General features: G+C 71.6%; 29 protein-coding genes, 2 pseudogenes and 1 riboswitch. Of the genes and pseudogenes, 17 read left to right on the forward strand and 14 right to left on the reverse strand.

All coding sequences use genetic code 11. The features are described 5' to 3' along the window. Positions 1–37 precede the first annotated feature (37 nt). Positions 38–619, forward strand: coding sequence for a DUF2975 domain-containing protein (locus tag Actob_RS22625; protein WP_284913783.1), 582 nt, complete (start codon positions 38–40; stop codon positions 617–619). Next, complete coding sequence (locus tag Actob_RS22630) at positions 619–849, forward strand: helix-turn-helix domain-containing protein (RefSeq protein ID WP_284913784.1); 231 nt, start codon at positions 619–621, stop codon at positions 847–849. Before Actob_RS22625 ends, Actob_RS22630 begins: the two co-directional genes overlap by 1 nt. A gap of 100 nt (positions 850–949) precedes the next feature. On the opposite strand, the gene Actob_RS22635 is transcribed toward Actob_RS22630, so the two are convergent. Beyond that, complete coding sequence (locus Actob_RS22635) at positions 950–1,261, reverse strand: hypothetical protein (protein ID WP_284913785.1); 312 nt, start codon at positions 1,259–1,261, stop codon at positions 950–952. Positions 1,262–1,736: 475 nt separating this feature from the next. Then, positions 1,737–2,720 carry a hypothetical protein gene (locus tag Actob_RS22640; protein ID WP_284913786.1) on the reverse strand — a complete coding sequence of 328 codons (984 nt, stop codon included), beginning with the start codon at positions 2,718–2,720 and terminating at the stop codon, positions 1,737–1,739. Between the two features lie 51 nt (positions 2,721–2,771). Here Actob_RS22640 and Actob_RS22645 point away from each other — a divergent pair, with 51 nt between their 5' ends. The 3 genes from Actob_RS22645 to Actob_RS22655 all read left to right on the forward strand — a co-directional run bounded on the left by Actob_RS22645 (position 2,772) and on the right by Actob_RS22655 (position 4,456). Continuing rightward, complete coding sequence (locus Actob_RS22645; protein ID WP_284913787.1) at positions 2,772–3,608, forward strand: GNAT family N-acetyltransferase; 837 nt, start codon at positions 2,772–2,774, stop codon at positions 3,606–3,608. Between the two features lie 69 nt (positions 3,609–3,677). Continuing rightward, the gene (locus Actob_RS22650) at positions 3,678–4,052 is read left to right on the forward strand and encodes a YciI family protein (protein WP_284913788.1); all 375 of its coding nucleotides are present in this window, start codon (positions 3,678–3,680) and stop codon (positions 4,050–4,052) included. 65 nt (positions 4,053–4,117) lie between these two features. Next, entirely contained in the window at positions 4,118–4,456 is a 339-nt protein-coding gene (locus Actob_RS22655; RefSeq protein WP_284913789.1) for an ester cyclase, read from the forward strand. A 19-nt stretch (positions 4,457–4,475) separates the two neighbouring features. Here Actob_RS22655 and Actob_RS22660 read toward each other — a convergent pair whose 3' ends face one another. The 3 genes from Actob_RS22660 to Actob_RS22670 all read right to left on the reverse strand — a co-directional run bounded on the left by Actob_RS22660 (position 4,476) and on the right by Actob_RS22670 (position 7,834). Next, the gene (locus Actob_RS22660; RefSeq protein ID WP_284913790.1) at positions 4,476–5,441 is read right to left on the reverse strand and encodes a hypothetical protein; all 966 of its coding nucleotides are present in this window, start codon (positions 5,439–5,441) and stop codon (positions 4,476–4,478) included. Beyond that, entirely contained in the window at positions 5,438–5,944 is a 507-nt protein-coding gene (locus Actob_RS22665) for a SigE family RNA polymerase sigma factor (protein ID WP_284913791.1), read from the reverse strand. Before Actob_RS22665 ends, Actob_RS22660 begins: the two co-directional genes overlap by 4 nt. 192 nt (positions 5,945–6,136) lie before the next feature. After that, positions 6,137–7,834 carry an endo-1,4-beta-xylanase gene (locus Actob_RS22670; RefSeq protein ID WP_284913792.1) on the reverse strand — a complete coding sequence of 566 codons (1,698 nt, stop codon included), beginning with the start codon at positions 7,832–7,834 and terminating at the stop codon, positions 6,137–6,139. Positions 7,835–8,066: 232 nt separating this feature from the next. Here Actob_RS22670 and Actob_RS22675 point away from each other — a divergent pair, with 232 nt between their 5' ends. Beyond that, on the forward strand, positions 8,067–9,071 hold the full coding sequence (locus tag Actob_RS22675) for a phosphotransferase (protein WP_284913793.1): 1,005 nt from the start codon (positions 8,067–8,069) through the stop codon (positions 9,069–9,071). After that, the gene (locus Actob_RS22680) at positions 9,068–9,520 is read left to right on the forward strand and encodes an HIT family protein (protein WP_284913794.1); all 453 of its coding nucleotides are present in this window, start codon (positions 9,068–9,070) and stop codon (positions 9,518–9,520) included. Before Actob_RS22675 ends, Actob_RS22680 begins: the two co-directional genes overlap by 4 nt. Before the next feature lie 410 nt (positions 9,521–9,930). Here Actob_RS22680 and Actob_RS22685 read toward each other — a convergent pair whose 3' ends face one another. Beyond that, a complete protein-coding gene (locus Actob_RS22685) occupies positions 9,931–10,479 on the reverse strand; it encodes a histidine kinase dimerization/phospho-acceptor domain-containing protein (RefSeq protein ID WP_284913795.1) in 549 nt (182 codons plus the stop codon). Positions 10,480–10,592: 113 nt separating this feature from the next. On the opposite strand from Actob_RS22685, the gene Actob_RS22690 reads away from it, so the two are divergent. From Actob_RS22690 to Actob_RS44090, 3 genes and pseudogenes are all read left to right on the forward strand, one after another. Beyond that, entirely contained in the window at positions 10,593–11,192 is a 600-nt protein-coding gene (locus Actob_RS22690) for a recombinase family protein (protein ID WP_284913796.1), read from the forward strand. Between the two features lie 39 nt (positions 11,193–11,231). Then, positions 11,232–12,071, forward strand: a complete 840-nt coding sequence (locus Actob_RS22695) for a GAF domain-containing protein (protein ID WP_284913797.1) — start codon at positions 11,232–11,234, stop codon at positions 12,069–12,071. Next, positions 12,068–12,310: pseudogene (locus Actob_RS44090) on the forward strand (STAS domain-containing protein); the annotation flags it as partial. The gene Actob_RS22695 and the pseudogene Actob_RS44090, both read left to right, overlap by 4 nt. An 84-nt stretch (positions 12,311–12,394) precedes the next feature. Here Actob_RS44090 and Actob_RS22700 read toward each other — a convergent pair. From Actob_RS22700 to Actob_RS22720, 4 genes and pseudogenes are all read right to left on the reverse strand, one after another. Next, entirely contained in the window at positions 12,395–12,958 is a 564-nt protein-coding gene (locus Actob_RS22700; RefSeq protein WP_284913798.1) for a GAF domain-containing protein, read from the reverse strand. After that, a complete protein-coding gene (locus Actob_RS22705; RefSeq protein ID WP_284913799.1) occupies positions 12,865–13,227 on the reverse strand; it encodes a hypothetical protein in 363 nt (120 codons plus the stop codon). Before Actob_RS22705 ends, Actob_RS22700 begins: the two co-directional genes overlap by 94 nt. Before the next feature lie 310 nt (positions 13,228–13,537). Continuing rightward, a pseudogene (locus Actob_RS43905) lies at positions 13,538–15,162 on the reverse strand (Tn3 family transposase); the annotation flags it as partial. Positions 15,163–15,448: 286 nt separating this feature from the next. Next, positions 15,449–16,960, reverse strand: a complete 1,512-nt coding sequence (locus Actob_RS22720; protein ID WP_284913801.1) for an NB-ARC domain-containing protein — start codon at positions 16,958–16,960, stop codon at positions 15,449–15,451. Between the two features lie 179 nt (positions 16,961–17,139). Between Actob_RS22720 and Actob_RS22725 the strand changes: the two genes are divergently transcribed. Then, a complete protein-coding gene (locus Actob_RS22725) occupies positions 17,140–17,631 on the forward strand; it encodes an RICIN domain-containing protein (protein WP_284922371.1) in 492 nt (163 codons plus the stop codon). 60 nt (positions 17,632–17,691) lie between these two features. On the opposite strand, the gene Actob_RS22730 is transcribed toward Actob_RS22725, so the two are convergent. Beyond that, a complete protein-coding gene (locus Actob_RS22730) occupies positions 17,692–19,161 on the reverse strand; it encodes an MFS transporter (RefSeq protein WP_284913802.1) in 1,470 nt (489 codons plus the stop codon). A gap of 133 nt (positions 19,162–19,294) precedes the next feature. On the opposite strand from Actob_RS22730, the gene Actob_RS22735 reads away from it, so the two are divergent. The 6 genes from Actob_RS22735 (at position 19,295) to Actob_RS22760 (ending at position 24,287) form a co-directional block, all read left to right on the forward strand. Beyond that, positions 19,295–19,666 carry a YciI family protein gene (locus tag Actob_RS22735; protein WP_284913803.1) on the forward strand — a complete coding sequence of 124 codons (372 nt, stop codon included), beginning with the start codon at positions 19,295–19,297 and terminating at the stop codon, positions 19,664–19,666. Next, positions 19,663–20,856, forward strand: a complete 1,194-nt coding sequence (locus tag Actob_RS22740; protein WP_328518386.1) for an RNA polymerase sigma factor — start codon at positions 19,663–19,665, stop codon at positions 20,854–20,856. Before Actob_RS22735 ends, Actob_RS22740 begins: the two co-directional genes overlap by 4 nt. A gap of 70 nt (positions 20,857–20,926) precedes the next feature. Continuing rightward, the gene (locus tag Actob_RS22745; protein ID WP_284913804.1) at positions 20,927–22,168 is read left to right on the forward strand and encodes a sensor histidine kinase; all 1,242 of its coding nucleotides are present in this window, start codon (positions 20,927–20,929) and stop codon (positions 22,166–22,168) included. 41 nt (positions 22,169–22,209) lie between these two features. Then, entirely contained in the window at positions 22,210–22,806 is a 597-nt protein-coding gene (locus Actob_RS22750) for a LuxR C-terminal-related transcriptional regulator (RefSeq protein WP_284922373.1), read from the forward strand. Between the two features lie 9 nt (positions 22,807–22,815). Then, positions 22,816–23,511 carry a hypothetical protein gene (locus tag Actob_RS22755; protein ID WP_284913805.1) on the forward strand — a complete coding sequence of 232 codons (696 nt, stop codon included), beginning with the start codon at positions 22,816–22,818 and terminating at the stop codon, positions 23,509–23,511. A gap of 218 nt (positions 23,512–23,729) precedes the next feature. Continuing rightward, entirely contained in the window at positions 23,730–24,287 is a 558-nt protein-coding gene (locus Actob_RS22760) for a dihydrofolate reductase family protein (protein ID WP_284913806.1), read from the forward strand. Positions 24,288–24,341: 54 nt separating this feature from the next. Here the strand turns inward: Actob_RS22760 and Actob_RS22765 are convergent, their stop codons facing one another. From Actob_RS22765 to Actob_RS22775, 3 genes are read right to left on the reverse strand one after another with little or no spacing between them, the layout of a single operon-like run. Continuing rightward, a complete protein-coding gene (locus Actob_RS22765; RefSeq protein ID WP_284913807.1) occupies positions 24,342–24,806 on the reverse strand; it encodes a MaoC family dehydratase in 465 nt (154 codons plus the stop codon). Between the two features lie 54 nt (positions 24,807–24,860). After that, a complete protein-coding gene (locus tag Actob_RS22770) occupies positions 24,861–25,622 on the reverse strand; it encodes a CbtA family protein (protein ID WP_284913808.1) in 762 nt (253 codons plus the stop codon). After that, complete coding sequence (locus tag Actob_RS22775) at positions 25,613–25,816, reverse strand: CbtB domain-containing protein (RefSeq protein ID WP_284913809.1); 204 nt, start codon at positions 25,814–25,816, stop codon at positions 25,613–25,615. Before Actob_RS22775 ends, Actob_RS22770 begins: the two co-directional genes overlap by 10 nt. A 57-nt stretch (positions 25,817–25,873) precedes the next feature. Next, a riboswitch (cobalamin riboswitch) is annotated at positions 25,874–25,951 on the reverse strand. Positions 25,952–26,220 lie beyond the last annotated feature (269 nt).

Below are 26,220 nucleotides of genomic sequence, written 5' to 3' on the forward strand. Positions count from 1 at the left end.
ATTCGATTGCTTATCGATTATCGATAAGATGAACGTGATGAAGTCACTGCGCCGGCCCGACTGGCTCGACGAACTGCACGGGTTGCTGCTGGTCGCGCTGGTGCTGACCGGCATCGGCACGGCCCTCGGGGTGGTGTCGATCCTGGCCGGTCAGCCGGTCGAGGCCCAGGTCGCGGTGACCGGGGGGAGTGCCGCCGGCCCGCCGGCCGGGGTGACCTTCGGGTCCTGGATCGCGGTGGACATCGTGCACCCGTCGGCGGCGCAGAAGGGCTGGGCGCTCGTCGCGATGCTGCCACGGCAACTGCTGATCGTGGCGGCGCTGGCGCTGCTGTGGCGCGTGGTGGGGCGAGCCCGCCGGAGTGACCCGTTCGGCCCGGGCATCGCTCCCGCGTTCCACCGGCTCGGGCTGGTCCTGGTGCTGGGCGGGCCGGTCGTGTGGATCGTGGACTTCGTCGCCCGGACCCGGCTCAGCGACAGCGCCGGTGTCGGCGGGACGTACGCGGTCCTCGACTTCGTGGTGCCGCTGGCCTGGGGCTTCTGCGGGTTCGGGGCGTTCGCGATCGGGGAGATCCTGCGGCGCGGCCGGGCCATGCGGGTCGACCTCGACGGGGTGGTGTGATGCCACCGGAGGAGGAGCACCGGGTCGAGGTCCACCTCGACAAGCTGCTGGCGGAGCGCGGCCTGACGCTCACCGAACTGGCCGAGCGGGTCGGGCTGACGCTGGCCAACCTGTCGATTCTGAAGAACGGGCGGGCGCGGGCGATCCGGTTCAGCACGCTGACCGCGCTGTGCGACGTCCTGCGGTGCCAGCCGGGTGACCTGTTCACGGTTCGGGAGCCGGTCGCCTGAGGGTCGTCGCGGAAGCGCTCGATGAACCAACAAGACCGAGGCGCGCGAATCCCGGTCACTGATCGCTGACGACCGCTGACCGGGATTCGGAACTGATCGTCTAGCGGGCGTCCCACCGGACGTTCGTCGCGTAGCCGCTGCCGCAGCCGGCGATGCTGGCCTGGGTGGACTGGTTTTCTTGCCGGTAGATCCAGTCGCCGCCGATGGTGGAGACGCGACCCACGTTGGCGCAGTCGACCAGAACGCGGAACGAACCCGTGCCGGCCCAGCAGACCGCGTAGCCGGCGTTGTTGGATGTCCATGCCTGACAGTTGGAGACATACGCCTGCGCCGGTGTCGCGGCGAACAGCACGCCGCCCATGCCGAGCAGGGCGGCCGATGCGACGCCGGCCAGCTTTGTTGCGATCTTCATTGGCGAACACCTTCCCCGTGATCCCCGTTACCCCGCAGAACCGCGAAGCAGGGCGAGCGTATTGTCCGAGCCGCGAGTCCGTCCATCCATGTTCGACAATCTGACAAACCAGCCTGTTGATTCTCCGCGGGCGATAATTGGCGTAAGAAGACCCATACCCCGACTCGAGAAGATCAGTAGAAGGGTGGTTCTCCGGGCTCGTGGTCGCCTGATCAATGCATGGCGGGGTCGAGGCGGCCTTCGAAGGCGGTTTAGGTGCTTTCAGGGTGCCTTCCATGACCGACGACCGCGATCGCTCAGAGCGCAGTCGATCTGCACCTCCGCTTCCTTGATCGGGTAATGCCTGGTTCCCCGCCTACCTGCGGGATCTCGCCGTCAACGCGCTGGCTCGAACCACCGCTGGCAGAAACGCTTTTCGCGCGCTGACCGGCACGTCCAGCAAGACAGGTGGCGCCGCGCCCGCGCCGGTCACCTGCTAGCGCACCCACTTCGAGACGGCCTGGAAGCCCTCGGCCTGCTGCATCCAGAAGTAGCCGTACGCCACGGTGCTGCCCAGATAGGAACCGACCGGGGCGAGCACCGCCCGGGTGCCCGCCCGGTCGTGGCCGGACAGGTAGTTGGCCAGCGCCAGCCAGTGGCGCAGGGTGACCCCGCGGGCGATCAGCCGGGGCTCGCCGGCCGCCCGCCACTTGGCCGCGCACCAGGCGATCTCCTGGATCACGTCGGGACGGTGGAAGTACTCCATCTTGGCGCCCAGCGACTCGGCGCGGGAGTCGAAGCCGAACTCGCGCAACGCGTACTCGAAGTGGGCGAGCAGCGGCAGCATCACCACCGACGAGCCGGCCGGTGCGGCGGCGGCCGGGGTGCGGGCGGCCGCGAACATCTCCTCGTGCGAGCCGTACCACTTCTGGCAGAGGAAGGTGACAGCGGTCAGGTGGGCCTCGAAGTGGTACGGGTCGCGGGCCAGCGCCTCACCCAGGGCGACCCGGAAGTCGTCGTGGTGCTGGTGCCCGTTGGCGAGCATCGCGTCCATCCGGGTCACCCACGGGTACGGGTCCTCCGGGTTCAGCTCGACCGCCCGCCGGCCGGCCTGCGCGGCCAGCGCGGAGATCCGGTGGAACTCGGCGAACTGCTCCGCGGTGGTGTGCCGCGCCGACGCCCCGCCACGCGCCTGCCCGGCCAGCTCGGTCAGGCCCTCGGCACGCAGGATGGCGACGGTCGGGTCGCCGGGCATCGCCGCCTCCCAGGCGTCCACCCAGTACGGCGCGTGCCCGGCCGCGATGCCGAGCACCGCGAGCCGCCGGCTGCGCAGCTCCCAGTCGCGGCCGGTGGCGTGCAGCAGGTGCAGGGCCGCGGTCCAGTCTCCGGCCACCGCCCGGTCCCGCGCGGCGCGCAACTGCAGGTCAGCCTGCGCGTAGTCGGTGTCCGGAGTGAACGGCTTGCGGAAACGTTCGAACATCCGCCGATCATAGGAACGAAAGGAGTTGACGAACGTGATGGGGTGGACCTCATGATCGAACTTAGTGCGGGGCTGCCCCCGGCCACCCTCGACGCGATCGCCGGCCTGGAGCGCCGGGTCGTCGCCGCCGACGGTGGCCGGCTCAAGCTCGAATGGGAGGCTCTGCGCGGGCGCGGCGGGCAGCGGGCCGAGGACGTCCTGTGGTGGGAGGGCGACCGGCTTCTCGGCTTCCTGGGCGTCTACTCGCACAGCGCGCCCACCCTGGAGCTGACCGGCATGGTCGACCCGGCGGCCCGGCGGCGGGGGATCGGCACCGCGCTGCTCGACGCCGGCCTGCAGCTGTGCGCGCGGCGGGAACACTCGGCGGTCCAGCTGGTCGTGCCGCGCTCGTCGGCCGGCGGCCGGGTGCTCGCCCAGCGGCGTGGCGGCAAGCTGGAGGGCAGCGAGCACGCGCTGCGGTTGCCGGGCGAGCCGGTGGAGGTGCCGGCCGACCCGCGCGTCACGATCCGGGCCGCCGTCCCGGCCGACCAGCAGGCGGTGCGGGAGGTGTCGCTGCGGGCGTTCGGCTGGGCGCCGGCGGCCACGGCGGCGTTCGACCCGCACACCCTGGTGGTGGAACGCGACGGTGCGCTGATCGGCACGATCCGGCTGATCCCGGAGCCGGGCGGTGCCGGGATCTACGGCTTCGCCATCGACCCCGAGTATCAGGGCCGGGGGATCGGGCGGGACGTGCTGCACCGGGTGTGCCGGACGGCGGCGACACCCGTCCACCTGGAGGTGGCCACCGGCAACGACCGCGCGCTGCACCTCTACACCTCGCTCGGCTTCGAGCTGGTGACCACCGAGGACTACTACGGACTGCCTGGCCGGCTCCCGATGTCGTCCTGACCGCGGCCGTCGGGAAAGCGGCACCGCCGATCCACCCCGGGATCGGCCGCCACGGCGGTTCTTGCTCTGGTGCGCACCGGGCGTCGCCGCATCGCGCACGTCACCGGCCTGGAGTCGCTCGGCGAGCCCCGGGACGGGGGCGCCGACCGGGACGGGGTCGAGGGGAGCGGGCCGGCGGCCTATCGTGGCCGGATGTGGATGGTGGAGCTGGGGTTCGAGCCGGCGCCGGAGCGGCTGGCGGCGCGGCCGGCGCATCGGGAGCTGCTGAGCGAGCTGCACGCGGCGGGGACCGTGCGGATGGCGGGGCCGTTCGCCGACGACTCCGGGGCGGTGATCGTGCTGGACACCGCCGATCCGCGGGAGGTGCTCGCGAACGATCCGTACTTCACCACGCCGGGTGTGACGGTGGTGAGCGTCCGGGAGTGGCGGCCGTTCCTGACCTGACGGGGCGGGGACCGTGCTCCGGGCGTACCGAAATCGGGGGTTGATCTCCAGGGGGTGGTGGTGTGGTGACTCGGGCGGAAGCGGTGGCGCTGGCGGAGCGGATGTACGCGGCGGCGAGTGCCGGGGATGTGGACGCGGTCGACGAGATCTTCACCGAGGACTTCCACAGTCATCCGATGGGTACCCGCGGGCGGGAGCACATCCGGTCGGCCTGGCAGCTGATCCTCGGCAGGTTTCCGGGCATGCGGATCACGGCGGAGGACGTCCTGGTGGACGGGGACCGGGTCGCGGTGCGTGGCGCGTTCCGGGCGGGTGACCAGGAGGGGACGCTGATGGAGATCTTCCGGGTGGCGGACGGGCGGATCGCGGAGTTGTGGGGGGTCAGCACCCTGCGGCTGCGCTGACCCCCCGGGCGGCGCGCGGCTAGTCGCGGGTGTAGCGGAGGCCGGCCGCGAACCGGACGACCTCGTCGTGGGTCAGCGGGATCGCCTCCGGGTCCCAGGTCACGTCGATCGCCGTGTCGCCGCCCCACTGGACGGAGAGGCTGGCGGCGTCCGGGTAGTAGGCCACCTCGCGCCCGTTGATGTCCCAGGTCTCCTGCGCGTCCGCGTGGTCCCAGTTGTCGACGTCGAGGGTCAGGCACAGGCCGGACGGCTGCCGCTCGGTGGCCGCGACCTGCGGGGTGGCGAAGCACAGGGCGTCGCTGGACTGGTGCTGCCGGACCAGGCCGGGCGGCAGGAACGGCACCGTGAACACGGGGTCCAGCCGGTTCGGCTCCCGCCCGCCGGCCAGGCCGCGAGCCCACTTCAGCACGTCGCCCTCGGACATCGGGCCCAGGCTCAGCACCGAGACCCAGCGCCCGTCGGTCAGCCGCCAGCGGACACCGACGAAGTGGTCGCCCGGCCCGGCCGAGTCGTAGGTGTCGGCGAGGCGCACCTCAGCCGGCCGGCCGTGGATCTCGGTCTGCTGGACGTCGGTCGCCTCGACCTCCCAGTCCGCCCGCAGCGGGCCGATCTCGGTGCTGAGCGTGCCGCCCTGCTCGTAGTCCAGGCGCACGTTCGGACCCATCTGGGTGATGTACGGCAAGTCGCTCTTGAGCCGGTCCGGCGTCCACGTCGGCCGGAGCGGGAAGACCACCGGCTCGAGGACCGGCACCGGGACCGTCGAAGCCGCCGGCGGGGTGGGTGCCGCCTGGTCGTGGTCGTGCAGCAGGGCCGGCACCGCGGCACCGGCGGCGACCACCGCGGCGGCCGCGGCGGCCACCAGGATCCGGCGGCGGCGCCGGTCGCGCCGCACCCCGGCGGTGACGCTCGCCCACAGGTCCGGCGCCGGTGCGGGCGCGGCGGCCCGGTCGAGCAGTGTGGTGCGCAGGTCGTCTTCCAGGGTCATCGGGTCGCCTCCGAGATGGTCACGGGCAGGGCCGGGCTCAGGTCACCGCGCAGCCGGGCCAGGCCGCGGGTGGCGTGTACCCGCACGGTGCTGGGCGCACAGCGCAGGATCTCGGCGATCTGCCGGTCGTCGAGATCCTCGTAGTAGCGCAGCACCAGCACGGCACGCTGGGAGCGGGTCAGGCCGGCCAGCCGGTGCCACAACTCGTCGCGGTCGGCCTGCTGGCTCGCGAAGTCGCCGGCGGCCGGGCGCTCGGTGCTGATCGTGGCCGGGCGCTCGGTGTTGGACAGCCGGCGCAGCCAGGAGACGTGCGACCGGACGAGCGCCGTGCGCAGGTACCGGTCCGGTTGGTCGGTTTCGATGCAAGACCATCTTCGGTACGCCTTGACCAGCACTTCCTGGACGAGATCCTCGCCCAGGTGCCGGTCGCCGCAGAGCAGGTAGGCGAAGCGTCGTAGCGCGTCGCCCCGTGCCCTGACGTAGTCCTCGAATCCGCTGTGCACTCGTGTCCCCCCGGGTTGCGTACGTGCCGTCACCCCGGTAGACGCGGTGAGTGCGCCGCGGCGCTTACGGCTCGGCGGAATTCTGGTCGCTCCGGGTTCCCGGCGCTGTCGGGATCCGGCCTTTCGCCATCGGGCGCGTGTCGACCACCGGCCCGGAACTGCTCGACGGCGCGGCCGCCGCCGGGGCCGGCCTCAGCCGCGCAGGACCCGGGCCAGGGCGGTGAACGCGGCCTTGGGCGCCAGGTTCCGGTCGAAGATCAAATCGTCACCGAACCGCGGCGGATAGGTGCCGGACTCGGTGGTGGAGCCGTACCGGTCGGTGACCCCCCAGGTGGTGTACGAGGTGCAGTTCGGGGCGGCCAGGCAGGCGGTCAACGCGGTGGCGTACTGCTCGGCCTGCCCGGCCGCCGAATCGCCGTACACATCGATCTCGGAGATTCGGGCCGACAGCCCGAGCCGGGCCAGGTCCGCGAAGTGATCCTGCAGGACGGCCGCGGTGACCCGGTCGCCGACCTCGTGGATGTGCGCCTCGAACCCCACCCCGTCGATCGGCACGCCCCGCCGCTTGAGCCGGCCGACCAGGCCGAGCAGCGCGTCCCAGCGCTCACCGTCGGCTTCCAGGCCGAAATCGTTGAGGTACAGCTTGGCGCCGGGGTCGGCGGCCCGGGCCGCGGCGAACGCCCTGTCGATGTACGTCTCACCCATCGCCTGCTGCCACAGGTGCCGGCGCAGCCCCGTTCCCCCGTCCTCGTAGTCCTCGCTGTCGGTGGACAGCGGTTCGTTGACGACGTCCCATTCGGCGACCCGGCCACGGTAGTGACCGACCACGGTGCTGATGTGATCGAGCATGATCCGCTCGCGCCGGCCGGCCGGGGCGTCCCGCATCCAGCGCGGGTTGGCCTCGCCGAAGACCAGGGTGTGGGCGTGCACCGCGATGCCGTTGGCCGCCGCGAAGTCGGCCAGCAGGTCGCCCCCGGTGAAGTCGTAGCGGTCCGGCTGCGGGTGGACGAACTGCGGCTTCACCGCGTTCTCCGTGGTCAGCATGGAGAACTGGGCGGCGGTCAGGCGGCGGTATCCGTCGTCGGCCAGCAGCGGCTCGGCGGCCACGGCGGCGCCGATGGGCAGCGCCCGGCGGGTCGCGGCGAGCACCCGCAGCGACCCGGGCGCGGGCGCTGGCTGGTCGAGCGCCGGGGCGTCGACGACGGTGGCGCTGCCACCGTCCAGCCCGGCGGCCCGCAACGAGGTCAACGTCCAACCGGCCGGCCCGCCGTCCTCGGCGTCGGCGCCGAAGAACACCCGCCCGGAGCTGAACACCCCGGGGTCGGTGACGGACAGGCGGGCGTCACCGAGCCGGACCGTGAGCCGCCCACCGGCCCGGGTGACAATCACCGTGGCCGCGGCCGGTGCGGCCACCCTGGCCCGGCGGCGGACCGCCGGATCGTTGCCCCGCCCGTCCCAGACCGCCAGGCGCAGCTCCCCGTCGGTGACGGTGACGGCCAGCCCGGGCGGATTGTGCCGCCACTCGTCGTAAACCACCGGCACGTCGCCGTACAGGGTGAGCACGGCCGACTGGCCGGCCGGCCGATCCACCCCGGCGGCGATCTCCACCGGGCCGCGCACCGCGAGCCGCGGCCCGCGCAGATTGACCGGCGGGTTCGGCTGGCCGCCAGAGCCGTCCTGTCGCACGATCCGCCCGCCCAGGCCGACGATCCGCACCCCGCCGGGGCCGACGGTGGCCCCGGCGAAATGCGTCCAGTCGTGACCGGTGAGAACGTCGGCGGCGGTACCGTCATCGGGCGATGCGTCGTCGCCGGCGCTGACCGCCGCCCATCCGCCGGCCGCCACCACCACGACCGCGACCGCCAGCCAGGCCCGGGGATGCATCCGCATGCGTTTTTCCACCATTCAGAGTGTGCGGTCACGCCGCACGGGCGCAGGCACAACCCCTGCTGCCCGGGGCCGGCCAGCCACCGGGAAGTCGACGCCTTGCTACCCGCCCGGCATGTCACCGGCGGGCCGGGCTGTGGCTGTCGGGCTCGCGCTGCCGGCCGTGGAGGGAACCGCCAGGTCGGTTCCGCGCGCGTCGGGGATCCGGGCATCTCACGGGGCTAGCATCGCGACTATGTGGATCATGGAGGGCGCCGAGGAGCTCGTGCACGCGACAGTGAACGAGGTCACCGGCGGCGTCTGGCGGGTGCCGCACGACGGCGGGTCGGCGGTGCTCAAGGTGGTGAACCGGCGGCGCGCGGGTGCGGCGGCCCACCTGGCGGCCAGCGACGATCCGGGGCACTTCAACTACTGGCGGCGGGAGCCCACGGCGTACGCCGAAGGTCTTGCCCGGACCGCCTTCGCGGCCGGCGGACTGTCCGTCCCGGAGCTGTACTCGATCGAGGAACGCCCCGACGGGTCGGTGGCCATGTTGCTGGCCGACGTGCGCGGGACGCCGATGAGCTCGTGGCGGCCCGGGGACCTGGGCGAGATCGCCCGGCGGCTCGGTGCGGGGCAGGACCGCTGGGTGGGCGCTCCGCCGGCGTTCCCCTGGCTGGCCCGGGACTTCCTGCGGGACTACACCCTGGCCCAGCCGGTGCCGGACGATCTGGACTGGGACCACCCGACAGTGGTGGCGGCCTGGGAGCCGGACCTGCGGGCGCGGCTGCGGGAGCTGTGGCAGTGCCGGCACGAGCTGCTGGCGGCCGCCGACCGGCTGCCGCGCACGCTGTGCCACCACGACGTCTGGCCGATGAACATCGTGCTCGCCGAGTCCGGGCCGGTCCTGCTCGACTGGGCGTTCGCCGGGCCGGGGGCGATCGGCGAGGACGCCGCGAACCTGGCCCTCGACACGTTCCTCGACGGCCTGATCGACCTGTCGCTGATGGACGGCGTCGTCGCGGCGGTCATCGACGGATACGTCAGCGGGCTGTCCGGCGTCGATCCGTCGCTGGTCCAGCGGGCCATCATGATCACCGGCGCGGCGAAGTACTTCTGGCTGGCGCCGCGCATGATCGACAGCTTGATGCGGGACGGATCGGCGGCTGCCTATGATGCGCGGGACTGGCCGGCGCGGTTCGCCGGGCGCGCGCCGGTCCTCGAGGTGGTGGCCCGGTGGGCGGGGGAGGCGTCGCGGTGACGGACTGGCGGGCGGACCGGATCGGGTCGGCGGCGCGTGGCGAGAACCCGACGCTGCTGGCCCGGATGCCGGGCGGATACGCGGTGATCGGCGACACCCAGTTCCTGCCGGAATACTGCGTGCTGCTGACCGACGATCCGGCGGCGACCCGGCTGAGCGACCTGCCTCACCCGGCGCGGATGGCGTTCCTGGCGAGCATGGATCGTCTGGCGGAGGCGGTGGAGCGGGCCTGCGCGTCGCTGGATCCGGCGTTTCTCCGGGTCAACCTGGAGATCCTCGGGAACACGGATCCGTTCCTGCACGCGCACATCTTCCCGCGCTACGCCTGGGAGCCGGAGCAGATCCGCCGCGGCCCGGTCTGGCGCTATCCGGCGGCCCGGTGGGCGGAGGCGCCGGTCGGGCCGGAGCACGACGAGCTGCGCGCCGCGATCACCGGTTTTCTGGTCTAGATCGCCGCCCGCGGTGGAAGGCGCATCCGGACGCTTGCACGTCGACCCGCGCGGTGCCAGGTCCGCTGTCAGCGTCCGGCGAGTTTTCGGTACGCCGTTCGCGCGCACGTGGCAGCGACCACCGCAACCGGCACGCTCAGCGCCCGCCCGGACACCCGACGCCGGCCCCGGGGTCGGGACTACCCTACGTGGATCCTTCTTCCTATCGTCCTAGGATGCTCTAGGGAGCGTTCGCCAAGCCATAGGGAGCGTTCGCCAAGCCATAAGGACGGCTTCGCCGACGACCCCAACGGTTTTAGGATGTTCGACCCTTACGGCCTGCCCGTAGTTTCCAGACCAAAAACAACGCTAAGCAGTTGATCTAGGTCCGGGCCTGGGGTGATCGCCTCAGGGGGTAGGTCTCCGGAGAGTCACTTCGCGGCTTCCGTCGTTCCGGCATGTGGAACAAGGGGCCCGGCTGGGGAGGGAGCGCTCCGGCGCCGGGACCACGAGTGGTGGAGCGAGCAGATGTGGTGTGTTGGGCCGGGAGCAGCACCGTGACGGCATCCGGCCGGCCAAAGCAGGTTGAGGTCGTCGGCCATCACCGACAGGCGCTGCGCGCCACGCTGGATGGTGTGCACGTAATGGCGCTGGTCGGCGTCGAGCAACCCGTCGAGTTCCTCCTCCAACAGCGACGCGGTCGAGATGATCACCGCGAGAGGATTGCGCAGTTCGTGTGTGACCAGAGCCAGGAACTCATCCTTGGTGCGGGCCAGTTCCACGGCCAGCTCCTCGGCCCGCCGACGCTCCAGATACTGCCCCACGTGCGCAGCGATCCCGACCAACAGGGTGGTCAGAGCGTCATGAGGGTCTTCAGCCCGATCGCCGTAGACACACAACGCCCCGATCGTGCAGGCGCCGGTACTGATCGGCACACCGACCGCGACGCGATGTCCGTTAGCCGAACCCTCAACGGACACATCTCGCCGCTGCTTGATGACACGCGCGAGCGGGCGATGAGGCGTCTCACATAAGGTGTCCGGTGACCTGTCCGGTGAGCGGGGGCTATCCGTTACTCGATAAGGTGATCGACATGACCGGCGTCTCCATCGGCTACGCCCGCTGCTCCACCGACAAACAGGACCTCGAGGCCAACCGGCAGATCCTGCTCGACCTCGGCGTGCCCGCTGATCAGATCTACCTCGACCGGGCATACTCCGGCACCACCCGCGAGCGGCCCGGCCTCGACCAGGCCCTCGCCGCCGTTCGCGCCGGCGACACCCTCGTGGTGCCGAAACTCGACCGGCTCGCCCGCTCCGTCCCGGACGCCCGAGCCATCGGCGACTCACTGGCCGCCCGCCGCATCCGCCTGCAGCTCGGCACCATGATCTACGACCCGACCGACCCGATGGGCAAGATGTTCTTCAACATCCTGGCCACCTTCGCCGAGTTCGAGGTCGACCTGCTGCGCATGCGCACCCGCGAAGGCATGGCCATCGCCAAGGCCAAGGGCAGACTCAAAGGCCGGGCGCCGAAACTGTCCGCACCCCGTCAGGCGCACCTGCTCAAGCTGCACGCCGCCGGCGAGCACACCATCGCCGAACTCGCCGAACTGTTCGAGGTCTCCCGGCCCACGGTGTACCGAGTTCTCGAACGCGCCAGCACCACGAAAGCCCCAGCGGATGCGGCATGACCGCCGCAACCACGTACTCCGCCCCGGCCTGAACACCCCATGAGAAGCGAGCACCACACCGTGTCGATCACCGCTGACAGAACCGCCCTCACCGACCCCGCCCGGCTAGCCGCGGTACGCCGTTACGAGATCCTCGACGCCCCCACCGACGGCCAGTTCGACACCATCGCGGCGGCCGCCGCAGCGGTGTGCGGCACCCCGATCGCCACGGTCAGCATCGTCGACGCCGACCGGGTCTGGTTCGCCGCGGCCAGAGGACTCGATGGCGTCGCGCAGGTCGGCACTGAACCGGGACTGTGCGCGTCGGCGTTCTGCGCCGAGGGCCCGTACGTGGTCAACGACGCGGTCACGGATCCGCGCACCCTCGACCATCCTTTGGTCCGTGGGGAGCTGGGGCTGCGGTTCTATGCCGCCGCCCCGATCGTCACCGCCGACGGGCACCACCTCGGCACCGTCACCGCGATCGACGCCATGCCCCGGGAATTGACCGAGGCGCAGACGACCGTGCTCGGCCACCTCGCCGACCAGGTCGCGCAGCACCTGGAGCTACGCCTGGCCACCATCAAGGCGGTACGCGCCGAACGCCAGCTCCGGGCCGAGGCCGAGCAACGCGCTGCCGCCGCCGCCGAGCTCGCCGCCCAGATACGAGCCGCGGCTGCCGTACAGGCCACCACGCCGCACCCTGAACACTGCCAGCTCGGCGGCACCACCGCCTGCACCGAACCAGCCGAGATCAAGATCGCCGACTCGTGGGGCGACTCGGCCTGGGGCTGCACCACCCACGTCGAGGAAGCCATCCTCACCGTCCGATCGGTGTTCATCGCCAGCGAAGAACTCGGCGGCCTCGATGCCTATCTGCACCGCGCCAGCAAAAGGTGAACATCACCGTCACCACCAACGCCGGCTTCGTGCGTCTGCACGTCGCCGGCGAGCTAGACATGGCCACCGCCGACCTTCTACGCCAAGCCCTGCACAGTGCGATCACTCAACCTGGCGTCACCAGGATCGAAGTCGACTTCGGCCAGGTCAGCTTCTGCGACTCCACCGGCATCGAGGTCCTCGACCGCGCCTACAGCGACGCCAGCGGCGCAGGCATCAAGCTGCGGCTCGTAAACCCTCAACCGATCGTCCCTCCGCCGAGTCCTGGGCCTGGTCGGTGTCCTGCAGGCCCTCACCGATCCACGCTGACCTTTCGGCGGAAGCTACGAGCAGGCCTGTCCGGCCCGGCTCTTCCCATCATGGGCCGAGGTACCGGCGACGTTGGCTGGCGCGTTGTCCCGGATGCGGCGGCTGGCTTCGGCCGCCATATTTTGCAGGAAGACCACCTGATCGGTGGTGAACTGCCGAGGTCGCAGACCCAAAGCGCACAGGCCGCCGAGCACGTATCCACGTGGTGACATCAGTGGAGCACCGATGTAGGCGCGGACGCCGGCGACGGTTACCAGCGGGTTGTCCTGCCCTGCCGGATCGGCGGTCAAGTCGTTGATGACGCAGATGCTGCGCTGGCCCAGCATCGCGGTGCAGAACGACCACTCGATGGGAGTGCCACCGGCTTCGGTGAGCCAGCCGGGCAGCCCGTGTCCGGCGGCGAAGGCCTGCGCCCGGTCGAGCAGGATGGTGGCCAGGGCAATTTCCGCCTCCAGTTCGACCGCGACCACCTCGACCAGATCACTCAGCCAGGGGCGGGATTGCTCGCGGTCGAGTCCGAGCTCAGCGATCTCGTTAAGCCGGCCGGGCTGGTCAAGCTCGGGGCAGGTGGCAGACATGTCGCCAGCTCCTTAGTCAGCGCGTCGTAGGTGATGACCCGGATCTTCAGCGAGCGGCTGGCAACCCGGGCCAACTCCGTCACCGTCATCAGATGTTCGGCAATCCGGCGGAGATCTGACGTTTTCCGTACCGGCCGGGCGATGCCCAGATGCCGGGCCGCCATGCGCCACAGCTCCTCGGCCATCTCCCGGCCGACCTGGTCGGCCAAGTCGTGTATCGCACTGCTCTCGGTGGGCGCCTCAGGATCGCGGCCATCAATCTTCATCATGGGTGTCCGGCCGGGGCCCTGTCAGCACGCCGGTAACCTGCCCGACCGAGTCGCCGGTCCGCGAAGATCCCGCCGTTGGTCCGGTGGACAACTCACCCCCTCGTCTCATGGATCATGCGCCTGACGGAGAACTGCAGGCCGACAAATCGCCGAGATCGGGACCTTAGGCCCCTATCCTAGTCCCTCGACAAGCATGCGGCTGCGCAGAGCAAGGCCCGCGCAGCGCACTGGTCACCACGACGGGGGCGGGCATCCCGGCCAGCCACACCGTTCGGCTGCCGTGCGCCGCGCTCCGCCGGCCCGCCACAGGTCATCGAGTCGTCCTCGCACCGTCGCCCAGCCGCGGCGGCCGGTAACCGTCGGTGTCGAGTTGAGCGAGTTCGCCGTCGATGTCGACGGAGTGGGTGCCGTAGAAGTGCACGTTCTTGTGGTGGGTCGGCCAGATATGCGCCAGGACCTTGTCGTCGACCTGGCGGCCGGTCCGGCGCAGAGCGGCCACACCGAGGCCGTGGTACTCGGTCGACCAGCACACGATCGCGTTGGTAGCCAAGGTCAGATACCACATCTGCTCGCTCTGCTGCTCGTGGTGCCGGCGCCGCAGCGCCCCCTCGCCCGCGTAGGCCGGGGAGCGGCGCAGCGCGTGCAGGTTCTCACCCTTGTTCAGCTGCCGGGCGATCCGGCGCCGGTACGTCTCGTCGGCCAGGTACCGGGCGGCGTAGGCCGTACGGCGCAGCGCCCCGTACTCCTTGATCGCGCTGGCCAGCGCATTCTGCTGCCGCTTCGACGAGCACAACTTCCCGACCACCAGCGCTGCGGTGGCATGTCCGCCCTGCACGCTGGCAGCAACGCGCAGCAGGTCGTCCCACATGTCCGTGATCAGGTCCAGGTTCAGCCGCCGGGTCAGCAGCGCCCCGGCGCGCGGATAGCGGTCCAGGAAGTCGGCACGGGGGCCGGTCCGGTACAGGGTGATCTTCCCGAGGTCCCGGATCCGCGGGGGCAGCTGCTTGCCGACCAGGTCGAACAGGGCGAAGTTCGCCAATGTCGCGCCGTGGGGCGGAAGTACCACTCGGCGGTCCAGGCGAGCACGTCGTACGGCACGCCGCAGGACTCGGCCATCGCGGACAGGCCCATGTTGGTGGCCTCGGCGATGATCACGTACATCAGGTTGCGTTTGAGCTCGGCCGGCCGGGCGACCTTCCCGCCGGCGTGGACCAGGTGGTCGGTGAACCCGGTCCGGGCGTCGACCTCCACCAGCACCGAGGCGATCGGCACCCGCGGCAGCATCCCGGCCAGTTCGGCGCGCAGCGCGTCCGCCTCGGCGGTCAGCGGCGGGATGATCAGCTCGCCGTCGTCGGTGAGCCGGACCTCGCCCGGGTTGCCCTTGGCCAGCTGGGTCTCCAGGTCCGCGAGGGCGGTGTGCAGCTCGTCGCCGGCCTGCGCGAGCGCGGCGGCCGGCTCACCCGGCTTACCCACCAGGTGGCAGAACTCCACCTTCCGCGGCGCCCACGCCTCGGCCGTGCGCAGGAAGGAAGCGGGATCGGCGTACCGGCGCGAGCCGGGCACGAACACGTCGCCGGAGCGCAGCGCGTCGCGCAGGCCGACTAGCACGGCCAGCTCCCAGTACCGGCGGTACGCGGTGACGTCACCGCCCTGTTCCGCGGCGATCAGGTAGCCGGCCCACTTCGTCGGCACGAACCCGGCCGGCGCGCCGGCCGGGACCTTGCGGGCGCCGGTGGCATACAGCGCGGCCAGCATGCTCACCGCCTGCAGCAGCTGCTCGGTGCCCAGACCGCCGGCGAACTGCACCGCGGCGAGCACGGCCGGGGCGAACTGGCGCAGATACGACATCGACGCGTCCAGCATGCTGAGCTGGCCGTGGTCGCGGGGCAGGCGCTCGCGGCGCTCGGCCCACGCCGCGCTCCGAAGACGCGCCAGTTCCTCCGCTGAGAACACGTCCTGAGTCGCCGCGAACCACCGCCTGAGCATCGATCGTCACCAAACGGGACGGGACGCTAGAGCTCAGGACAGACCTTGATCAACCCCCAACTCTTACCGTTGTTTTTGGTCTGGAAACTACGGGCGGCCCCCTTACGGTCGGTCTGGCCGACGACTCCGGCGACTGGCCTTGACGGCCTGGCATGTCCCTCCGGACGGGCGGGCTGGTGGGGCCGTCGGGATCAGCACGGCGACCGGCCGGTTCGCTCGGCGGGTGCGGCTGGTTTCAGGTCTTCGTGGTGGAGAGCAGCGGGTCAGGCGCGGTGAGGCGGTGGTCGGCGGCCGGATCCCTCGAATGCCGGGCGTTCAGCGCGGCGGCGGTGGTGGCCAGGTAGTGATCGAACAGGCGGGTCAAGGCGGCGCGGCGCTCCGCTGGGCGGACCTCGTCGTGGGCGCTCTGGGCGGCGAAGGTTCGGACCAGGTGGTGGAAGGTGTACCGGCCGGGCGTGGCTTGCTGCAGCAGGTGGTTGCGGTGCAGGGTGTCCAGGCCGGCGCGGGCGGTGGTGAGGTCGGTGCCGGCGAGGGCCGCGGCGGCGCGGGCGGTGAAGTCGGGGCCGGGGTGCAGGGCGAGCAGGCGGAGCAGCCGTTGTTGATCGGCCCGGAGGCGCTGGTCGGACACGGAGAAGGCGAGTTCGACGCCGGTGTCCAGGCGCCGGGCGTGGTGGCGTTCGTCGAGGCGGTCGGCGTGGTCGGTCAGGGTCCAGCCTCGGGTGCCGTGGATGTGAGCGGTGACCAGGGTCAGGGCCAGCGGCAGATAGCCACAGCGGTGCGCGATCCGGGCGGCGGCGCGGGGGTCGGCGCCGACGGGAACGCCGGCGACGGTCCGGGTGAGGAAGGCGAGGGCCTCGGCGGGGGTGAACACCTTCATGGACAGGTGGGTCGCGGGGCGCAGATCGGCGAGGCTGTGCCGGCTGGTGACCAGGGTCAGGCATCCCGATGTGGCCGCCGGGAGGAGGGTGTGGGCCTGTGCGGGGGTCGCGGCGTTGTCCAGCACGATCAGGGCGCGGGTGCCGGCGAGGCGGTCGCGGCAGAGGGCGGCGCGTCGTTCGAGACCATGGGGTATCAGCTGGCCGGGCATGCCGAGCAGGCGCAGGAATCCCGCCAGGACGACGCTCGGATCGGCCGGTCGTCGCGCCGGGTCGGGATCGAAGCCGCGGAGGTCGACGAACAGGGTCCGCTCGAACGGCTGCTCCCGGTGGAGTGCGTGCCCGGCGTGGACGGCGAGCCGGGTCTTGCCGATGCCGGCCATGCCCTCGATGGCGGCGACCGGTGTCGCCGTGCCGGCCCGCGCCGCGTGGCGGAGCCGGTCGAGTTCGGCGGTGCGGCCGGTGAACCCGGGCGGCTCCGGTGGCAACCTGTCGTGGACAGTGACCTGGGAGACCGCCTCGATCTCCCCGTCGACGGCGCGCAGCGCCTGACGCCACCGCGTCACGTAGCCGGTGTCCGGGTGTAGCGCCTGGATCACCGCGACGACCAGGTCGGTGTCCAGCCGGGACCGGCCGCGTCGGAAGCAGTAGGCGACCGTGGACTTGCACACCCGCTCGCGGGCCGGTCGGCCGTCGGCGGTCCACGCCGTGTTGATGCGGTCCTTGATGGTGTCGTAGGAAGGATTGCCGGCCCAGACCTTCAGCCGGCGCAGCCGGTCGGCGAGGTCGGCGTGGCTCCTCGCCTGTCCCGGATCGGGCAGCGTGGTGAACACCGTGTCCGGCGTGGTCGCCGGGTCCGCTGGCAGTGGCATCGCCCACCCCCGTGCATCGGGTCGATGTCTCGGCATCCGAGGCTAGCGATCCGATCAGTGCCGCCGCGGGCCGGCGTCCTAATTCGTCCGAAAGTTCGTCATCGTCAGGTGTCGATGAGCACACTCGGGGCAGGCCCCCGCGGTGTACGCGGGGCGCATCGACGAGCACGGGGGTGGATATGAGGGCGTGGCGAGCAGGGGTTGTTCTGCTGCTGCTGGTGGCCGCGGGATTGTTCGTGCAGTCGCCCGGGGCGGCGTTCGCGGACGGGACGCGCTGGCGCATCCAGCATCGCAACTTCGCCAACAAGTGCATCGACGGCAACAGTGGTGCCGGGGGCCAGGCCTACCTCTGGAGTTGCGTGCGTGCCAGGAATCAGTACTTCCATTTCGATCTGGTCGAGGGGCTGTATTACCACCTGCGCAACGACAAGACCGGCCTGTGCCTGGGCAGCAACGGCCAGTGGACGGACTCGCCGATCTACAACCTGCCGTGCGATGGCAACTGGGCCACGCATTGGTCGGTCTACAACCAGGAGGGTGACTACTACACGTTCGTGCCGCGATACCTCGCCGGGTTCTGCATGACGCCGACGAGCGAGACCGATGGCACGGGGATCGCCCAGCATGTCTGCCAGTCGAGCTTCGACCAGTGGACCTGGTACCGCATGTGATGCTCGGGCCGGGTGACGGCCCGGCCGCCGGTCGGCGTGCGCGCCCCGGCGGCCGGGCCGTCAGCGCGTGGCACCCAGGTCAGCCGGCGTGGCCGGCTGGGGACGGCGGCTGGTGTGGACGAGCAGGGCCACGGCGGTGAGGAGCAGGGCGGCCACCGCTGTGGTGACGTGCAGGCTGGTGGTGAAGGCGGCGCGGGCGTCGTGCAGCAGGAGGGTGGCCTGCTCGGCGGGGAGGTGGCGGCTGGTGGCGAGGGCGCCGGGCAGCGAGTCGGAGGTGCCGTGTGTTCCGGTGCGGTAGATGACGGCGGCGAGGACGCCGAGCAGGGCGAAGCCGAGGGAGCCGCCGAAGTAGTTGGCGGTTTCGGACAGGGCGGCGGCGGCGCCGGCGCGTCCGGGTGGGACGGCGGCGAGGAGGTGGCCGGTGCCGAGGGCGAACAGGGGGCCGGTGCCCAGGGCCTGGACGGTGATGCCGAGCAGGACGGCCGGTAGCGAGCCGGCGAGCAGCAGCAGGGTGCCGAGCGCGGACAGGGTGAGGCCGGCGGCGATGGCGGTGGGTGTGGGCAGGTGGCGGGCCAGCCAGGGTGCGGTCATCGTGCCGGCGGCGACGCCGAGACCCATCGGGGCGAACAGGACGGCGGCCACGGCGGGGGAGTGGCCGAGGACGCCTTGCAGGTACTGGGTGACGAGCAGGCCGGTGCCGGCCATGGCGATCCCGGCGCCGACGAGCGCGATGATCACGGCGGTGACGGTGCGGTCGTGGAAGAGGCGCAGGTCGAGCAGTGGGGTGGACAGGCGCGCTTGGCGGCGTACGAAAAGAGTTGTCAGGGCCGCGCCCAGCAGCGCGGCGGTGAGTGTTGTCGCGGTCGGGCCGCCGGCGGTCCCCTGTTTGAGGCTGTAGATCAGCGGCAGGACGCCGGTGAGGCAGAGGGCGACGCTGGCCGGGTCGAGCCGGCCGGCCTGCGGTGCGCGGTGTTCGGGGAGCAGGAACGGGCCGGTGAGCAGCAGGAGCAGCATCGGCGGGACGGCGAGCAGGAAGATCGAGCCCCACCAGAAGTGCTGGAGCAGCAGGCCGGCCAGGACCGGGCCGAGGGCGCCGCCGGTGAACTGGGCGGTGGCCCAGAGGGCGATGGCGCGGCCGCGCCGGCGGGGGTCGGGGAACATGTTGGTGATCAGGGCGAGGGTGCACGGGGTGAGGGTGGCGCCGGCGACGCCGAGCAGGGCGCGGATCAGGATGAGTGGGGTGGGGCTGGTCACGGTTGTGGCCAGCAGGGACAGGGCGGCGAATCCGGCGGCGCCGATCAGGAGCAGTCGTCGCCGGCCGATCCGGTCGCCGAGGGTGCCCATGGTGATGACCAGGGCGGCGACGACGAGGCCGTAGCTGTCGCTGATCCACAGCTGTTCGACGTTGCTGGCGCCGAGGTCGGCGGCGAGGGCGGGCAGGGCGAGCAGCAGTGCGGTCAGGTCCATGGCGACGATCAGGGTGGGCAGCATCAGGATGATCAGTCCCGGCCAGGTGCTGTTGACTCTCATGCCCGGGGGTCGGTGCGGGCCGGGAATTCTTGACGCGAGAAATGTCGGTGGGGGATGTCAAGGTGGGCGGGTCGGTTCCGACCACCTGGCGAGAGGGCCCCTGCCGGGGCCTGCGAGATCTTTGGGGTACGCGATGAAGTTCCTGATCATCATGCATATCAACCCGGCCGTGCTGGACGCCCTGACCGAGCAGGAGAAGGCGGCGATCGGTGACGGGCACGGGCGGTTCATGGAGGCGCTCAAGGAGTCCGGGGAGCTGATCACGACGCAGGCGCTGGTGGATCCGTCGCAGGCGGCGGTGGTGCGGGTGCGTGACGGGCAGCCGGTGGTGACCGACGGGCCGTTCCTGGAGGCGAAGGAGTTTCTCGGCGGGTTCTACTTCGTCGACGTGGAGAGCAAGGCGCGGGCGATCGAGCTGGCGGCGCGGATCCCGGATGCGGCGATCGACGGGCTCGGGGTCGAGGTGCGGCAGGTGATGTTCGCGGACGGGCTGCTCGAGGCGTGACCGGGCCGGCTGTCGAGGACCTGCTGCGTCAGCTGATGCCGCAGGTCCTCGGGGCGCTGGTGCGCCGGTATGGGCAGTTCGAGGGCTGTGAGGACGCGGTGCAGGAGGCCGGGCTGGCGGCTTCGGTGCAGTGGCCGCGGTCCGGTGTGCCGGACAATCCGCGGGGCTGGTTGATGACGGTGGCGTCGCGGCGGCTGATCGACGCGGTGCGCAGCGATCAGGCGCGCCGGGAGCGCGAGTCGGTGGTGGAGCCGCCCGTGCCGGAGGTCGCGGACACCGATGACACGCTGTTGCTGCTGTTCCTGTGCTGTCATCCGGCGCTGACCGCGGCGTCGCAGACGGCGTTGACGTTGCGGGCGGTCGGCGGGCTGACGACGGCGGAGATCGCGCGGGCGTTCCTGGTGCCGGAGCAGACCATGGCCGCGCGGATCAGCCGGGCGAAACAGCGGATCCGGGCGGCGGGTGGCTCGTTTCCGCCGCCGTCCGGGGCGGAGCGGTTGCCGGTGGTGCTGCACGTCCTCTATTTGATCTTCAACGAGGGTTATACGGCTTCGTCCGGGTCGGCGCTGGACCGGCCGGATCTGGCGGCCGAGGCGATCCGGCTGGCGCGGCTGGTGCACGCGCAGCTGCCGGCGGACGGGGAGGTGTCCGGGCTGCTGGCGTTGATGCTGCTCACCCATGCGCGGCGGGCGGCGCGCACGACGGCGGGCGGGGATCTGGTGCCGCTGGCGGAGCAGGACCGGTCGGCGTGGGACCGGGATCTGGTGACGGAGGGGATGGCGCTGGCGGCGTCGTCGCTGGGTGCGGCGGCGCTGGGGCCGTACCAACTGCAGGCGGCGATCGCTGCCACGCACGCGGACGCGGCGACGGCCGCGGAGACCGACTGGCGGCAGGTGTACGCGTTGTATCTGATCCTGGAGCGGATCGCGCCGAATCCGATGGTGACGTTGAACCGGGCGGTGGCGCTGGCGGAGCTGTCCGGGCCGGCGGCGGGGCTGGCGGTGCTGGCCGGGCTGGAGGCGGACGAGCGGATGGCGGGGCATCACCGGTTGCTGTCGGTGCGGGCGCATCTGCTGGAGAGGGCGGGGGAGGTGGAGGCGGCGTACGAGTGCTATCGGCGGGCGGCGAGGGCGACGGCGAGTCTGGCGGAGCGGCGTCACCTGGAGTCGCGGGCCGCGCGGCTGCGGTAGTGCCAGGTCTACCCGGGGAGTCGAACCAGCGTGCTGTCGGTGGTTGTGGGTGGCCGTCTAGCTTGGGCGCATGACAGACACGCTGCTGGGGGCGGTGACCGGGCGACGGTTTCTGGTGTCGGCGTGGCCGTGGCGCGGGTTCGCCTACGCGGCCACCACGGCGGTGGCGTGCGGCCTGGTGTGGCTGGTGCTGGCGGTGCCGTTGACGCCGGTGTTCTCGGCGGTCGTGGTGCTGCGGACCGGGCGGAGCGGTGGTCATCTGATCGTGGCAGCCGGTCTCGGCCTGGTCGGGGTGGGCCTGCTGGGTCTGCTCGGTCCCCGGCTGGCGCTGTCGACGGCCCGGGCCGAGCGGTGGCGGTTGCGGCTGGCCGGTGCGGTCCCGCTGCCGCCGGGGCGTCGTGGTGACCTATACCGGGATCCGGCGACCTGGCGGGCGGTGGCCTACATGGTGCTGCTCGGCGTCGTCGGCCCGATGTGGCTGGGGGTGCTCGGGGCGGTCGGGCTGATCGTCGTGTCGACGCCGATCTCGGTGCAGTACCGGATGTCGGTGATGGACTCGGTGGCCGGTGTTCTGGGGCGGGCCGGCGGCGGGTTGCTGCTGATCCCGGTCCTGCTGTACCTGACCGCGTCGTTCGGCGGGGCGCATGCGGCGCTGGCCCGGCTGCTGCTGGCTCCGGAGCGCTCCGACGAGCTGGTGGAGGTGGCCCGGTCGCGGCGGCGGCTGGCGCACGCGTTCGACGCCGAGCGGCTGCGCATCGAGCGGGACCTGCACGACATCGCGCAGCAGCGCCTGGTCGCGTTGACGATGCAGATCTCGATGGCGCGGCTCGACCTGCCGGCCGGCTCGCCGGCGGCGGCCGCGATGGCCGCGGCGCACGAGCAGGCGAAGACGCTGATGGCCGAGCTGCGCGATCTGATTCGCGGGATCAGTCCTCGGACGCTGCGGGAGCTGGGCTTGCGGGCGGCGGTCGAGGAGCTGGCCGCGGCGAGTTGCCTTGAGGTACGCGTCGACGTCGACGGGTCGCGGTTCCCCGACGAGGTGGAGTCGGTGGCGTACGCGGCGGTCGCCGAGGCGCTGTCGAACGCGGTGAAGCACGCCGCGGCCGGCGAGGTGAACGTCTCGGTCCGGCGGGTGGGTGGCCGGCTGCTGGTCGAGGTCCGGGACGGCGGTGCTGGTGGCGCCGATCCGCGTCGCGGGTCGGGGCTGACCGGGCTTGCCGACCGGGCGGCGGCGGCCGGGGGCCGGCTGTTGATGTCGAGTCCGGCCGGTGGTCCGACGGTCCTGCGGGTGGAGCTGCCGTGCGGGTCGTGATCGCCGAGGACTCGGTGCTGCTGCGGGAGGGTCTGACGGCGATGCTGCCGCGGTTCGGGGTGCGGGTGGTCGCCGCGGTCGGGGATTCGCCGGCGCTGCTGGCCGCCGTGGCCGAGCACCGCCCGGAGCTGGTGGTGACGGATGTCCGGATGCCGCCGGGCTACACCGACGAGGGGTTGCGGGCCGCGGTGGCGCTGCGCACCGAGGATCCCGAGCTGGCGGTGGTGGCGCTGAGTCAGTACGTGCAGCACAGCTATGCCGGGGAGCTGCTCGCGTCGGGTTCCGGGCGGTCCATCGGGTACCTGCTCAAGGACCGGATCGGTGACGTGGCGGAGTTCGCCGGGCAGCTGCGCCGGGTGGCCGAGGGCGGCACGGTGGTCGACCCGGAGGTGGTGCGGCAGCTGATGCAGCGCCGCCGTGATCCGCTCACGCTGTTGTCGGCCCGCGAGCGTGAGGTGCTGGCGCTGATGGCGCAGGGGCATTCGAACGCGGCGGCGGCCCGGCTGCTCTCGCTGACCGAGGCCGGTGTGGCCAAGCACATCGGCAACGTGCTCACCAAGCTGAACCTGCCGGTCAGTGACGACACGAACCGGCGCGTGCTGGCTGTGCTGGCGTATCTGCGCAGCCGATCCGACTAGGAGAGTCCTGTGTTCACCACCAGTGCCCGGCGGCGTGACGCCGGGCTCCTCATCGTTGCCGTTTTCCTGGCCGTCGCGTTCTTCGTGGCCCCGCTGCTGATCGGCACCGGGCGGGTGGCCGGCTTCCCGCGGGTCTTCGCCGGCTATTGGTCGTCGGGTGCCGCGGCGTTCCCGCCGGACCTGCAGCGCCTCGTCGACCAGCAGTTCGGCGGTCACCTGGTGCGGGCGGTGATCGCCCTGCTGCTGCTCGCGGTGCTGGTGGTGCTGGCCGTCCGGGTGCGGCGGTTCGCGGTGCCGATCGGGGCGGCCGCGCTGGGCGCGGCGGTGCTGCTGATCGCCAGTGTGCAGGGGGTGGTGTCGCCGTTCGGCACGCTGCTGCCGGTGCTGGCGTCCGGCCCCGCCGACGCCGGGCTGGCGGTCGTCCTGGCGCAGGCCCGCGATCAGCTGGTGCATGGACCGGTGTCGCCTGCTCTGGCCGTGATGCTCGCCGAGTATGTGCGGTGGCATGTGGTGAAGGCGGTGCTGGTCGGTGTGCTGGCGGTGGTCCTGATCGGGCTGTCGGTGCGGTCGTGGCGTCGGTTTCGGCTGGTCGGCTTGCTGACGGCGGCGCTGGCTGTGGCGGCGCTGGTGGTCGTGGTGGCCAACGTGAGCACCGTGGTGGAGCCGGTTCCGCCGTTTCTGCTTCTGCTGCGCGGCAGCTGGTGAAGGGATGCGGTCCGAGCTCATTCCTATCTTCCTAGGACGACCTAGAGTCGGTGCGGCAAGCCGCACCGACAACCAAAAGGACGGCTTCGCCGACAACCCGGCTTTGGTTGTGGGTCCGGATGCGGGACGGTGCGACGGTGTTCCGCATCAGCGAGGGCCGCGCTCACTGATGCGGCGCTCGCTCGGCTGACGCCGTGGCGGCGTTAGACTCGCCGGCCATGGGATCGCTCACGTTCAGCCTCAACCTGACCCTGGACGGTTGTGTCGACCACCAGGAGGGGATCGTTGACGACGAGACGCACGCCTTCTTCACCGGTCTGATGGACGCGGCCGGGGCGATGCTGTGGGGTCGCGTCACCTACGAGATGATGGAGGGCCACTGGCCGGCCGTCGCCAGCGGCGCCACGGAGGCGCCGCCGGCCATCCGGGAGTGGGCGGTCAAGCTGGAGGCCAAACCCAAGTACGTGGTGTCGTCGACGCGCACGGATTTCCCGTGGGCCAACAGCCGTCACCTCGCCGGTGATCTGCGCGAGGGTGTGCGGAGGCTCAAGGACGCGACGCCGGCCGGGGTGCTTCTGGGAAGCGGCAGCCTGGCGACCGAACTCGACCGGCTGGACCTGATCGACGAGTACCGGATGCTCGTGCATCCCCGGATCGCCGGGCACGGCCCGACGCTGCACCAGGGCGGGCTGCCCGGCGCGCGCCGGCTCGAGCTGCTCTCGGCGCAGCCGCTGCGCAACGGCGTGGTGGCGATGCACTACCGCCGCGCGCGCTGAGTCACGGGGCGCGGCCCGGGCTTCCGGCCGGGGTAGCGGGTGGCTGTCGGCGGGTCAGGTGCTGGGTGGGGACTCGTAGAAGGCGAGGATCTGGTCGGCGACGCAGGCGGGGCGGCGTTCACCCTCGATCTCGGCGGTGGTGCGGACGATGAGGCGAGCGCCGGTGGGCAGGCGGCGGGCTTCGAGGAGGCGGACCTTGCCGCGCAGGCGGGCGCCGCAGCGGACCGGGGTGTGGAAGCGGACCCTGTCGAAGCCGCCGTTGACGACGAAGGTGGTGTTGTCGACCTGGACGACCTCGGTCAGGAAGGTCATGCACAGGGAGAGGGTGAGGGCGCCGTGGGCGATGGTGGTGCCGAACGGGCCGTCTTTCTGGGCGCGTTCGGGGTCGGTGTGGATCCACTGGTGGTCGCCGGTGACGGTGGCGAAGGCGTCGATGCGGTTCTGGTCGACGAGGTGCCAGTCGCTGGTGCCGAGCTCGTCGTGGCCGAGCAGGTCGTCGATGCTGGTGAACCGGGGCATCGCCTCACCTTAGAGGAAGCGCCGCGCGATCCGGGTCGCGCGGCGTCCGGTGGGTCAGGCGTCGGCCGGTTGGTGGGTGGTGGTGGCGGCTGATGTGGTGCTGGTGGTGGCCAGGCGGTGGAGCAGGCCGGCGAAGGCCAGGCCGAGGGCGGTCCACAGGATGGCTTGGGTGCCGAGTGAGGCGATCCGGAACTTCCAGAGCAGGACCGGCGGGAAGGTGTCCGGCACCTCGTTGATGGTGGGTAGCAGCAGGTAGGCGATGGCGACCACGACGGCGAAGGCGAGGACGCCCGCGGTGGCGCGTCGCCACTCGGGGGTCTGGGTGCGGGCGGCGAGGACGCCGGCCCAGATCGCGACCAGGCCGAGGACGAGGACGGCGAGGTAGCTCCAGGTCCGTTGGTTGATGGTGGCGGGGTCGCCGATGGCCGGTGGGTTGGGTGGGTATTTGAGGAAGGGGACCAGGACGATGCCGGTGAGGGCGGCGGCGGCCAGGCCCAGGGCGGCGCGGGTGTCGCTGCTGGTGTGCAGGCGGCGGCGCAGCAGGGTGTACGCGGTGGCGAGGAAGCCGCCGACGGCGATGCCGTAGAGGGTGGTGGCGAGGATCAGGCCGACGTTTTTCTGGGTGTCGCGGCTGACGAGTTCCTCACCGCCGTGTGCCTCGCCGTGGGCGAGGGTGTTCTGTTCCTCGATGGCGATGGCGGCGTCGATGCGGGGTTCGCCGGCCAGATAGGCGAAACCGCCGGCCAGCAGGCCGGCGATGAGCCCGGCGAGCAGTCCGGCGGTCAGCAGGCGCCCGAAGCTGAGCTTCAGTGGCACGGGACGCCCAGCAGGTGGCGGCCGTCGTGCATGAGCTCGTGCATGTACATGCCGCTGCGGGACAGGGCGCCCTGGTCGAAGGCGACCAGGTAGGCCAGGGCGAGCAGCAGGATGGTGACGCCGGCGGCGGTGAGCAGCAGGCGGGTGGAGATGGCGGGGATGGCAAGGGGCCGCACGGACTGGACCTTGGGCATGGCTGATCAACCTCCTACGGGATGACGCGTCCCGGTGGACAGGCTGCGGTCGCGTGAGCGTCCTGACTCATCACGTCCCCGTGGCCGGGGGGCGATTCACAGTGGCGCGACCGCACCGGAATTGCACCGGTTTCCCTCACGACGCCGCAGATGGCCTTCACAACCTATCTGGCGTGGTGGTGGCGGCACAACCGGGATCGCCAGGCCCGGGCTACATTCACGCACGTCTCTGTTGCGCGGGTGGATGGTGTGGCACCGGTCGCCTCCGGTGCCGGGGTGCGGATGGCGGGCGTCGATTCCGGGGTGGACCCGGCGAACGCGCAGGTGGCGGGCCGGGGTCTGCTGGTGGGCCGCCGGGACTGTGTGGGTCACGGGACGGCGGCGCCGGTTGTGGCGGTGCTGGT

The sequence above is a fragment of the Actinoplanes oblitus genome (assembly GCF_030252345.1).
Taxonomy (GTDB): Bacteria; Actinomycetota; Actinomycetes; order Mycobacteriales; family Micromonosporaceae; genus Actinoplanes; species Actinoplanes oblitus.

Coding starts and splice junctions, on each gene's coding strand:
- Actob_RS22625 (WP_284913783.1), top strand. CDS start 38: ATGAAGTCACTGCGCCGGCCCGACTGGCTCGACGAACTGCACGGGTTG.
- Actob_RS22630 (WP_284913784.1), top strand. CDS start 619: ATGCCACCGGAGGAGGAGCACCGGGTCGAGGTCCACCTCGACAAGCTG.
- Actob_RS22635 (WP_284913785.1), bottom strand. CDS start 1,261: ATGAAGATCGCAACAAAGCTGGCCGGCGTCGCATCGGCCGCCCTGCTC.
- Actob_RS22640 (WP_284913786.1), bottom strand. CDS start 2,720: ATGTTCGAACGTTTCCGCAAGCCGTTCACTCCGGACACCGACTACGCG.
- Actob_RS22645 (WP_284913787.1), top strand. CDS start 2,772: ATGATCGAACTTAGTGCGGGGCTGCCCCCGGCCACCCTCGACGCGATC.
- Actob_RS22660 (WP_284913790.1), bottom strand. CDS start 5,441: ATGACCCTGGAAGACGACCTGCGCACCACACTGCTCGACCGGGCCGCC.
- Actob_RS22670 (WP_284913792.1), bottom strand. CDS start 7,834: ATGCGGATGCATCCCCGGGCCTGGCTGGCGGTCGCGGTCGTGGTGGTG.
- Actob_RS22675 (WP_284913793.1), top strand. CDS start 8,067: ATGTGGATCATGGAGGGCGCCGAGGAGCTCGTGCACGCGACAGTGAAC.
- Actob_RS22690 (WP_284913796.1), top strand. CDS start 10,593: ATGACCGGCGTCTCCATCGGCTACGCCCGCTGCTCCACCGACAAACAG.
- Actob_RS22695 (WP_284913797.1), top strand. CDS start 11,232: ATGAGAAGCGAGCACCACACCGTGTCGATCACCGCTGACAGAACCGCC.
- Actob_RS22700 (WP_284913798.1), bottom strand. CDS start 12,958: ATGTCTGCCACCTGCCCCGAGCTTGACCAGCCCGGCCGGCTTAACGAG.
- Actob_RS22705 (WP_284913799.1), bottom strand. CDS start 13,227: ATGATGAAGATTGATGGCCGCGATCCTGAGGCGCCCACCGAGAGCAGT.
- Actob_RS22720 (WP_284913801.1), bottom strand. CDS start 16,960: ATGCCACTGCCAGCGGACCCGGCGACCACGCCGGACACGGTGTTCACC.
- Actob_RS22725 (WP_284922371.1), top strand. CDS start 17,140: ATGAGGGCGTGGCGAGCAGGGGTTGTTCTGCTGCTGCTGGTGGCCGCG.
- Actob_RS22730 (WP_284913802.1), bottom strand. CDS start 19,161: ATGAGAGTCAACAGCACCTGGCCGGGACTGATCATCCTGATGCTGCCC.
- Actob_RS22735 (WP_284913803.1), top strand. CDS start 19,295: ATGAAGTTCCTGATCATCATGCATATCAACCCGGCCGTGCTGGACGCC.
- Actob_RS22745 (WP_284913804.1), top strand. CDS start 20,927: ATGACAGACACGCTGCTGGGGGCGGTGACCGGGCGACGGTTTCTGGTG.
- Actob_RS22750 (WP_284922373.1), top strand. CDS start 22,210: ATGCTGCCGCGGTTCGGGGTGCGGGTGGTCGCCGCGGTCGGGGATTCG.
- Actob_RS22760 (WP_284913806.1), top strand. CDS start 23,730: ATGGGATCGCTCACGTTCAGCCTCAACCTGACCCTGGACGGTTGTGTC.
- Actob_RS22765 (WP_284913807.1), bottom strand. CDS start 24,806: ATGCCCCGGTTCACCAGCATCGACGACCTGCTCGGCCACGACGAGCTC.
- Actob_RS22775 (WP_284913809.1), bottom strand. CDS start 25,816: ATGCCCAAGGTCCAGTCCGTGCGGCCCCTTGCCATCCCCGCCATCTCC.